This window comes from Actinospica durhamensis (assembly GCF_018139695.1).
GTDB lineage: Bacteria > Actinomycetota > Actinomycetes > Streptomycetales > Catenulisporaceae > Actinospica > Actinospica durhamensis.
This window is the reverse complement of the sequence record NZ_JAGSOG010000345.1, coordinates 1-7,719: the sequence shown is the minus strand read 5'-3', so window position 1 is coordinate 7,719 and position 7,719 is coordinate 1. Positions and strand designations below refer to the sequence as shown.

Annotated in this window: 7 protein-coding genes; 4 read left to right on the top strand and 3 right to left on the bottom strand. The window is 72.3% G+C overall.

Annotated elements, in window-relative coordinates; translation table 11 throughout:
• Positions 1 to 62 precede the first annotated feature (62 nt).
• From KDL01_RS36855 to mscL, 3 genes are all read left to right on the top strand, one after another.
• Positions 63 to 344: a dsRBD fold-containing protein gene (locus KDL01_RS36855; protein ID WP_212533348.1), complete on the top strand. Its 282-nt coding sequence runs from the start codon at positions 63 to 65 to the stop codon at positions 342 to 344.
• An 81-nt stretch (positions 345 to 425) separates the two neighbouring features.
• Positions 426 to 2,840 carry a glycoside hydrolase family 65 protein gene (locus tag KDL01_RS36850; protein ID WP_212533347.1) on the top strand — a complete coding sequence of 805 codons (2,415 nt, stop codon included), beginning with the start codon at positions 426 to 428 and terminating at the stop codon, positions 2,838 to 2,840.
• 62 nt (positions 2,841 to 2,902) lie between these two features.
• Complete coding sequence (gene mscL / locus KDL01_RS36845) at positions 2,903 to 3,355, top strand: large conductance mechanosensitive channel protein MscL (RefSeq protein ID WP_212533346.1); 453 nt, start codon at positions 2,903 to 2,905, stop codon at positions 3,353 to 3,355.
• Positions 3,356 to 3,370: 15 nt separating this feature from the next.
• Here the strand turns inward: mscL and KDL01_RS36840 are convergent, their stop codons facing one another.
• Complete coding sequence (locus KDL01_RS36840) at positions 3,371 to 5,050, bottom strand: penicillin-binding transpeptidase domain-containing protein (RefSeq protein ID WP_212533345.1); 1,680 nt, start codon at positions 5,048 to 5,050, stop codon at positions 3,371 to 3,373.
• A 185-nt stretch (positions 5,051 to 5,235) separates the two neighbouring features.
• Here KDL01_RS36840 and KDL01_RS36835 point away from each other — a divergent pair, with 185 nt between their 5' ends.
• The gene (locus KDL01_RS36835; RefSeq protein WP_212533344.1) at positions 5,236 to 6,192 is read left to right on the top strand and encodes a GNAT family N-acetyltransferase; all 957 of its coding nucleotides are present in this window, start codon (positions 5,236 to 5,238) and stop codon (positions 6,190 to 6,192) included.
• 14 nt (positions 6,193 to 6,206) lie between these two features.
• On the opposite strand, the gene KDL01_RS36830 is transcribed toward KDL01_RS36835, so the two are convergent.
• Positions 6,207 to 6,896 carry a response regulator gene (locus KDL01_RS36830; protein ID WP_307846764.1) on the bottom strand — a complete coding sequence of 230 codons (690 nt, stop codon included), beginning with the start codon at positions 6,894 to 6,896 and terminating at the stop codon, positions 6,207 to 6,209.
• A partial coding sequence (macS, locus tag KDL01_RS36825) for a MacS family sensor histidine kinase (RefSeq protein WP_246577515.1) occupies positions 6,893 to 7,719 on the bottom strand: 827 nt, incomplete at its 5' end. The genes KDL01_RS36830 and macS, both read right to left, overlap by 4 nt.

Below are 7,719 nucleotides of genomic sequence, written 5' to 3'. Positions count from 1 at the left end.
GCTCACCCGCCTGCGCCGTCAGCCGATCGGGGGGAGGATGTGAGGGAAGGAGGAGGATGACGATGCGGGTCGAACGTCGCCATGTGACATTGGAGTTGACCACCGAGGACGGCCGGACCACGGCGAAAGCGGTGCTGGTCACGGACGAGCGGACCCGGCACGGCGCCGGCGACGCCTGGCGCAAGGCCACCGACTTCGACGTGCCCGAGATCGGGGACGAGCTCGCCGCGGGCCGCGCGCTGGTGGATCTGGGCACCCGGCTCATCCAGGACGCCGCGGACGACGTCGGGACGCTGGAGGGACGCCGGGTGACCGTGGGCGGGGTCGCCTCGCACACCGGATGAGCTTCGCGCAGGACGAGCGGGAACGACGAGCAGGACTAGTGGGAACAGCGCGGGACAGGGGGGCACGACGAGGGAGGCTGGATGTCCGCCTGGTCCGGCTGGTCCACGGAATACGAGGGGTACGACGCCGGGCATGAGCGGCTGCGCGAGACCCTGTGCACGGTGGGCAACGGCTACTTCGCCACCCGCGGGTCCGCGCCCGAGTCGGTCGCCGACGCGGTGCACTACCCGGGCACCTACGTAGCCGGGCTGTACAACGCGGCCACCGACGTGGTGGACGGGCACGTGGTGGCCAACGAGAGCATGGTCAACCTCCCCGACTGGCTCGCCACCGGGCTGCGCTGGGACGACGGGCCGTGGTTCGACGCGGGCGCGGTCGAGCTGACGCACTACCGCCAGCAGCTCGACCTGCGGCTCGGCGTGCTGGTGCGCGACCTCGGCTTCCGGGACGCGGCCGGGCACTCGACCCGGGTGGTGCAGCGGCGGTTCGCGCACATGGAGTTCGAGCACGTCGGCGCGCTGCAGACGACCGTGCTCGCGCAGGACTGGAGCGGCACACTGACACTGCGCTCGGTGCTGGACGGGGAGACCGCCAACGCCGGGGTGGCGCGGTACCGCGAGCTGTCCGGCAAGCATCTGCGGGTGGAGCGGGCCGAGGTGCTGGGCGAGGGCACGGCGCTGGTGGAGACCGAGACGGTGCAGTCGAGGGTGCGGATCGCGCAGGCGATCCGGACGCGGGCGCTGCGCGACGGGGCCGAGCTGCCGTGCACGTACCGGGCGGTCGCCGAGGGGGCGTGCGTGGGCCACGAGCTGCTGCTGCCGCTCGAGGCGGGCCGTCCGGTCACGGTGGAGAAGACGGCGACGCTGTTCACCGGACGGGACCCGGCGATCGTGGCGCCCGCGGAGGCGGCGACGGACTGGCTCGCCCGGCTGGACGGCTTCGACGTGCTGCTCGGGCGGCACGCGCGGACCTGGCGGCAGCTGTGGGAGCGCTGCCGGGTGGATCTCGGCGGGGACGACGAGGCCGCCTCGGTGCTGCGGCTGCACCTGTTCCATCTGCTCCAGACCGTCTCGCCGAACACGATCGGTCTGGACGCGGGGGTGCCCGCGCGTGGGCTGCACGGCGAGGCGTACCGCGGGCACGTGTTCTGGGACGAGCTGTTCGTGCTGCCCGCGCTGACCACCCGGCTGCCGCACGTGGCGCGTTCGCTGCTGGAATACCGGTACCGCCGCCTGCACGCGGCGCGCTGGGCCGCGCGCGACGCGGGGCTGCGTGGGGCGATGTTCCCGTGGCAGTCCGGCGCCGACGGGACCGAGACGAGCCAGCGGCTGCACCTGAACCCGGATTCCGGGCACTGGCTGTCGGACGCCACCCACCTGCAGCGCCACGTCGGACTGGCCGTGGCGTACAACATCTGGCAGTACTACCAGGCCACCGGGGACCGGGAGTTCGCGGTGCGGCACGGCTCCGAGATGTTCCTGGAGATCGCCCGGTTCTTCGGTTCGCTGGCCGAGTACGACCATGCCCTGGACCGGTACCGGCTACGCGGGGTGGTCGGGCCGGACGAATTCCACACCCGCTATCCGGACGCGGCCGAGCCGGGCATCGACGACAACGCGTACACGAACGTCATGGCCGTGTGGGTGCTCGAGCGTGCCAGGACCCTGCTGCGACTGCTGCCGGCGGCGCGGCGCGAGGAGCTGACCGAGGCGCTCGGGCTGGGCGTCGAGGAGGTCGATCGCTGGGGCCACATCACGCAGCGGATGTTCGTTCCCTTCCACGATGACGGGATGATCAGCCAGTTCGCCGGATACGAGCAGCTGCACGAGCTGGACTGGGCCGGCCTGCGGGCCAGACACCCGGATATCAGGAGGCTGGATCGGATCCTGGAGGCCGAGGGCGACGACGTCAACCGGTACAAGGCCTCGAAGCAGGCCGACGTGCTGATGCTGTTCTACCTGCTCTCGGCGAGCGAGCTGCGCGGACTGCTCGGGCGGCTCGGCTACGCCTGGGATCCGGCCGCGATCCCGCAGGTGGTGGACTACTACCTGGCCCGCACCTCGCACGGCTCCACCCTCAGCGCCGTGGTGCACGCCTCGGTGTTGGCCCGGGCCCACCGCGAGGACGCGCTGGAGTACTTCGTGGAGGCGCTGCGCAGCGACGTGGCCGACGTGCAGGGCGGCACCACCGCGGAGGGCGTGCACCTGGCGGCGATGGCCGGCTCCCTCGACGTGCTCCAGCGCTGCTTCGCCGGGGTCGAGACGCGCGGCGACGTGCTGTACCTCAACCCGTACTGGCCGGTCGAACTCGGCCGCCTGGAGTTCTCGATGACCTACCGGGAACACGCGCTGAGCGTGGAGATCGCCGACCACCGGGTGCGGGTGAGCGCGGGACCGGGCGGACACGCGCCGATCCGGGTGCGCTGCCGCGGCGCCTCGGCCGTGCTGCCGCCCGGCGGCCAGGTCGCTTTCCCCACGCACGCTGCGCCGCCGTAGGGCACCCGTGCTCCGCGCGGCGCCGCTGGACCTGTGGCCGAGAACGGCTAGCCTGGTCGCCCATGAAGGGATTCCGACAGTTCATCCTCCGTGGCAACCTCGTCGATCTGGCCGTCGCGGTCGTCATCGGCGGCCAGTTCTCCAGCCTCGTCAAGGGCCTGACCACCTCGTTCATCAACCCGTTGCTCTCGCTGTTCGGCAATCAGCAGAGCCTGGACAAGTACCAGTTCACCGTCAAGCATTCCGTCTTCACCTACGGTCAGTTCGTAGACGACCTCATCTCGTTCGTGGTCGCCTCGGCGGTGATCTACTTCCTGGTCGTACACCCGGTGGCCAGGCTGCTGCGCATGTTCGCCAAGGACCAGGCCTCGAACGAGCGCAACTGCCCGTTCTGCACGCGCAGTATTCCCCTCGCCGCGGTGCGTTGCCCCGAGTGCACCAGCGTGCTGACCGAGGGCACCCCCGCCGCGGCCGACCTGCCCGACCCGCGCCCGGCACCGGCCCCGGTCCGGTAGCGGGCGCGGCGGCGCTCAGAGCGCGTCGAGGACGGACTTGACCACGGGACCGGCGGCTTCGTTGCCGAAGCCGCCGTCCAGCACGACGCAGGCGATGGCCACGTCCTTGCTCGGGTCGTAGGCGATCATCCAGGAGTTGGCCTTGGTGCCGGCCGCGCCGTGGTCGGCCGTGCCGGTCTTGGCGTAGACGTCCGGGCCGAAGCCGACGTTCGCGGCGGTGCCGTCGGAGTAGGTGACGACCGCCCGCATCATGCTGCGCAGCTGGCTCGCCGTGGACGAGGGCAGTGCGGTGGCGCTGATCTGGTGGGCGCCCGGCAGCAGAATCGGCTGGTGGAAGACGCCGGTGTCCACCGTGGCGGCCACCGAGGCCATGGCCAGCGGGGCGGTCTGCAGCACGCCCTGGCCGAAGGACTCGGCCGCGAGCTCGGAGTCCTCGGCCGCGGGCGGCATGGTGAAGTACGTGGTGGCCTGGCCGAGTCCGATGTCCCACCGCTCGTTCAGGCCGAAGTAGGTCTTGGCCGTCTCGGCCAGCGTGCCGTCGGCCAGTTTCTGGTACTGGCTGGTGAAGGCGTTGTTGCAGGACGCGGCGAAGTCGCTGATCAGCGGCGTGTCGGCGGGCTCGGTCTCGCCGTCGGAGTTGTGGAAGGCGACCGCGGTGACGGTGAAGGCGTAGGGGCAGGCGACGTCGGTGTGCATCGACATACCCTGATTCAGCAGCGCGGCGCTGGTGACCACCTTCATGGTGGAGCCGGGGGCGATCTGGGCGGTGAGCGCGTCGTCGTTGTCGCCGTCGTTGTTGGCGATCGCGAGGATGTAGCCGGTCGAGGGCTGGATCACCGCGATCGAGGTCTGCGGGTCGAGCTGGACCGCGTTCATCGCCGCGGTCTGCACCTTCGGGTCGATCGTGGTGGCGAGTCCGTGCGCGACGGGCTGGGTCAGGGCCACCGGCTGTATCTGCGTCAGCGGCGTGCCGTCGCTGCCGTCGTAGACGACATCGAGGCCTGATGTGCCTGCGGACGCGTTCCCGGTGTTCGCGGCGCCCTCGAGCAGGGTGGCGATCCGCTGGAGCCCGGGGTCGGACTCGGCGGAGAGCGCGTTCCCCTTGGCGTCGGTGACGGTGCCGCCGCTGGGCGCCACGGCCTGCACGCTCAGGCTCATGCCGGGCGCCAGGTTCGGCGCGAGCACGTCCGGCTGCCACTGCACGATCGGCCCCTGCGATCCGGTGTAGACCTGCAGCTGGGTGGTGTAGCTCCAGGTGGCCTTGGCCGAGCCGGAGGAGACGGTCGCGGCCACGCCGTACATCGCGTCGCCGTAGGCGTTCGCGTCCTGCAGTTTGAGTGTCAGTGCACGAAGACCCAGGCCGGAGCGGTAGGCGGCCAGCGCGGCCTTCGCCGCGGCCGGGGAGTCGGTCAGGTTCGCCGCCGCCGCGTAGTTCCCGGCCTGCCAGTCGCTCAGGAACGCCTGCGCGGTGCGCTGCGCGGCCTGCTGCGAGACCGGGGACGGGCCGGCGCTGCTCGACCCGGCGCCGGCGCCCGCGCTGGTGGGAGCCGACATGGGCGAGCCGGAGGAGAGCACCGTGTAGGCGGCGTACAGCGCCCCCGCGACCGCGACCGCGACGGCCGCGCCGCCGAACCACAGCACGCGTCGACGGCGTGGGCGGGGCGGCTCGGACTCGTCGTACTCGAATTCGTACATACCTCGATCAGACCATCGGCGAGCCGGCCGGCACATCGGCTGAGGTACTCAAGTACGGGCTCCGCAGTACTCAGAAATCCGTGTCCTGATGCGGGCCGGCGTCCTGGCCGGCACCGGCACCGGCACCGGGGCGGTCCGGCAAAACGGCTCGACGGCGTGGTGGAGTCCTGGCACAGTGGCCTAGCGTGACGGACTTCGAGCTTCTCACCGCGGCGGACGTGCGGCTCATGCAGGGTCTCGCCCAACGCGTCACCGCTCTGCGGCCGGACCACATCAACGGCGGTGCGTCGTACGGGGAACTGTCCTGGATCTGGGGCCAGGGGTCCATCCCCTACGGCAAGACCTGGCCGCGGCGGCTGTGGTACTCCGACGGCGAACTCGTGGCGTGGGGCTGGGCGTTCCTGCCGCGCGAGGTCCGGCGCAACGACGGCTCGGTCAGCCAGGTCACCGGCGCCTCGCTGAGCTACCAGATCCATCCCGAGCACACGGACCTGATCGACGAAGTGATCGAGTGGTACGAGGCGGTCACGCTCGGCCTGGAGCGCACCGTGCTGCCGACGAACGCGGAGGAGTACGCCCTGACCCGCTGGGCCGCGCACGGCTATCGGTCCGACGCCGAGGCGCTGGGCGAGGACGGCGACTGGACCCAGCTCAACGAGCGGGACCTGGACGAGATACAGCCGACGGCGCTGGCGAAGGGATTCCGGTTCCGCACCGCCGACGAGGTCGGGCCGCAAGCCGTGGTCCAGGCCCACGTGGACGCGTGGTATCCGTCCTCCTATTCCGTCCGGAGTTACCAGGCCGTCCGGGAGACCGCGGCCTACCGGGGCGACCTGCACCTGCTGGTGGAGGCGCCGGACGGGACCATGGCGGCCTCGACGATCATGTGGTTCGACGAGGCGAACAAGTCCATCGAGTTCGAGCCGGTCGGCACCCACCCGGACTACCGGCGGCTGGGGCTCGCCAGGTCGATGATGCTGCAAGGGATGCGGCAGGCGGTCATGGCCGGGGCCACGCACGCGACAGTCGTCTGCCTGGGTGCGCCGGGGCATCCCGCGGCGCGCGCGCTGTACTACGGCCTCGGGTTCCGGGAGCTGTCCCGGGACGTGCCGCTGATCAAGGCGGCCGAGACAGCGGGCTGAGACCGCCGTCCGGCTCAGTCGTCCTCGTCGCCGAGACCGTTGTCCAGCGCGTAGCGCACCAGCTCGACCCGGTTGTGCAGCTGGAGTTTGGCCAGCGTGTTCTGCACGTGGTTCTGCACGGTGCGGTGCGAGAGCACAAGCCGCTCGGCGATCTGCCTGTACGTCAGCCCGGTCGCGACCAGCCGCAGCACCTGGGTCTCGCGTTCGGTCAGCCTCGGGGTGTCGGCGCCCTCCTGCTCCCCCGAGCGTTCGGCCAGCCGCCGGTACTCGCCGAGCACGAGTGCGGCCAGACCCGGGGTGAACACGGCGTCACCCGCGGCGGTGCGGCGCGCGGCGTCGACCAGTTCGGCGCTGCTGGCCGACTTCAGCAGGTATCCGCCGGCGCCCGCCTTCACCGCGTCGAGCACGTCCTGCTGCTCGCCGCTGGCGCTGAGCACCAGGATGCGCAGGCCGGGGCAGGCGCTGAGCAGGGCCTTGATCGCGGCGGGTCCGGACAGGCCGGGCAGATGCAGGTCGAGGACGGCGATGTCGCAGGGCACGCCGGCCAGGATCCGCACCGCCTGCTCGCCGTCCCCGGCGGTCGCGCGCACGTCGAAGCCCGCGGCGGCCAGGTCGCGCACCACCGCGTCGCGCCAGATGGGGTGGTCGTCCACCACCAGCACCCGCGCGGGCCCGGCGGCCGCGTCCGGTTGGGCGCCGCTCACGCCGCCGCCTCCGCCGCGACCGCCGCCCTCGGCCTCGCCGTCTTCGTGCCCTGCTCCGGGTCCGTGATCGGGACCTGCATCTCTATCTCCGTTCCCTGACCCGGCGGCGCGGTGATCAGGACCGTGCCGCCCAGGCGTAGGATCCGCGCCCTGATCGACTGGGCGATACCGAGCCGGCCCTCGGCCTCGGCCTGGGCCAGCCGCCCGGCTGGGATGCCCGGGCCGTCGTCGCGCACCGTGATGGTGACGCCGGTTCCGGTGTACTCGGCCAGGATCCACACCGCGGTCTGCGGGCCGGTGTGCCGGGCGACGTTGTCCAGCGCGGCCCGCACCGCCGCCTCGAGCTCGGCGCAGTCGGGGGCGGGCAGCAGGATCGGGCGGGCCGGCAGGGCCAGGGTCACCCGCGCCGTGGCGAAGGAGCGCAGGGCGGCGCACACGTCGGCCGCGCCGTCCGGATGCCGGGTGGCGATCTCGGCCGCGACCAGGGCGCGCAGGGCCGCCTCCTGCTCCCCGGCCAACCGGCCCAGTTCGGCCGCCGGACCGCCGATCTCGGCGCCGCGCCGCTGCACCAGCGCCAGCACCTGCAGCACCGAGTCGTGCACGGCGCTCGCCAGCCGTTCCCGCTCCATCGTCGCGGCCTCGAGCTGCGCGGCCCGGCGCGAGCGCGCCTCCACCTTCGTGGCGAGGTCGGAGACGTAGCCGAGCACGGCGCCGGGCAGCAGCACCAGGACGGCGAGGTTGACCGTGCCCTCGGTGACGCTGCCGCGCACGAAGGCGTTGCCGACGGACAGCGCCACCGCCGCGCCCGCGCCCGCCCCGGCCC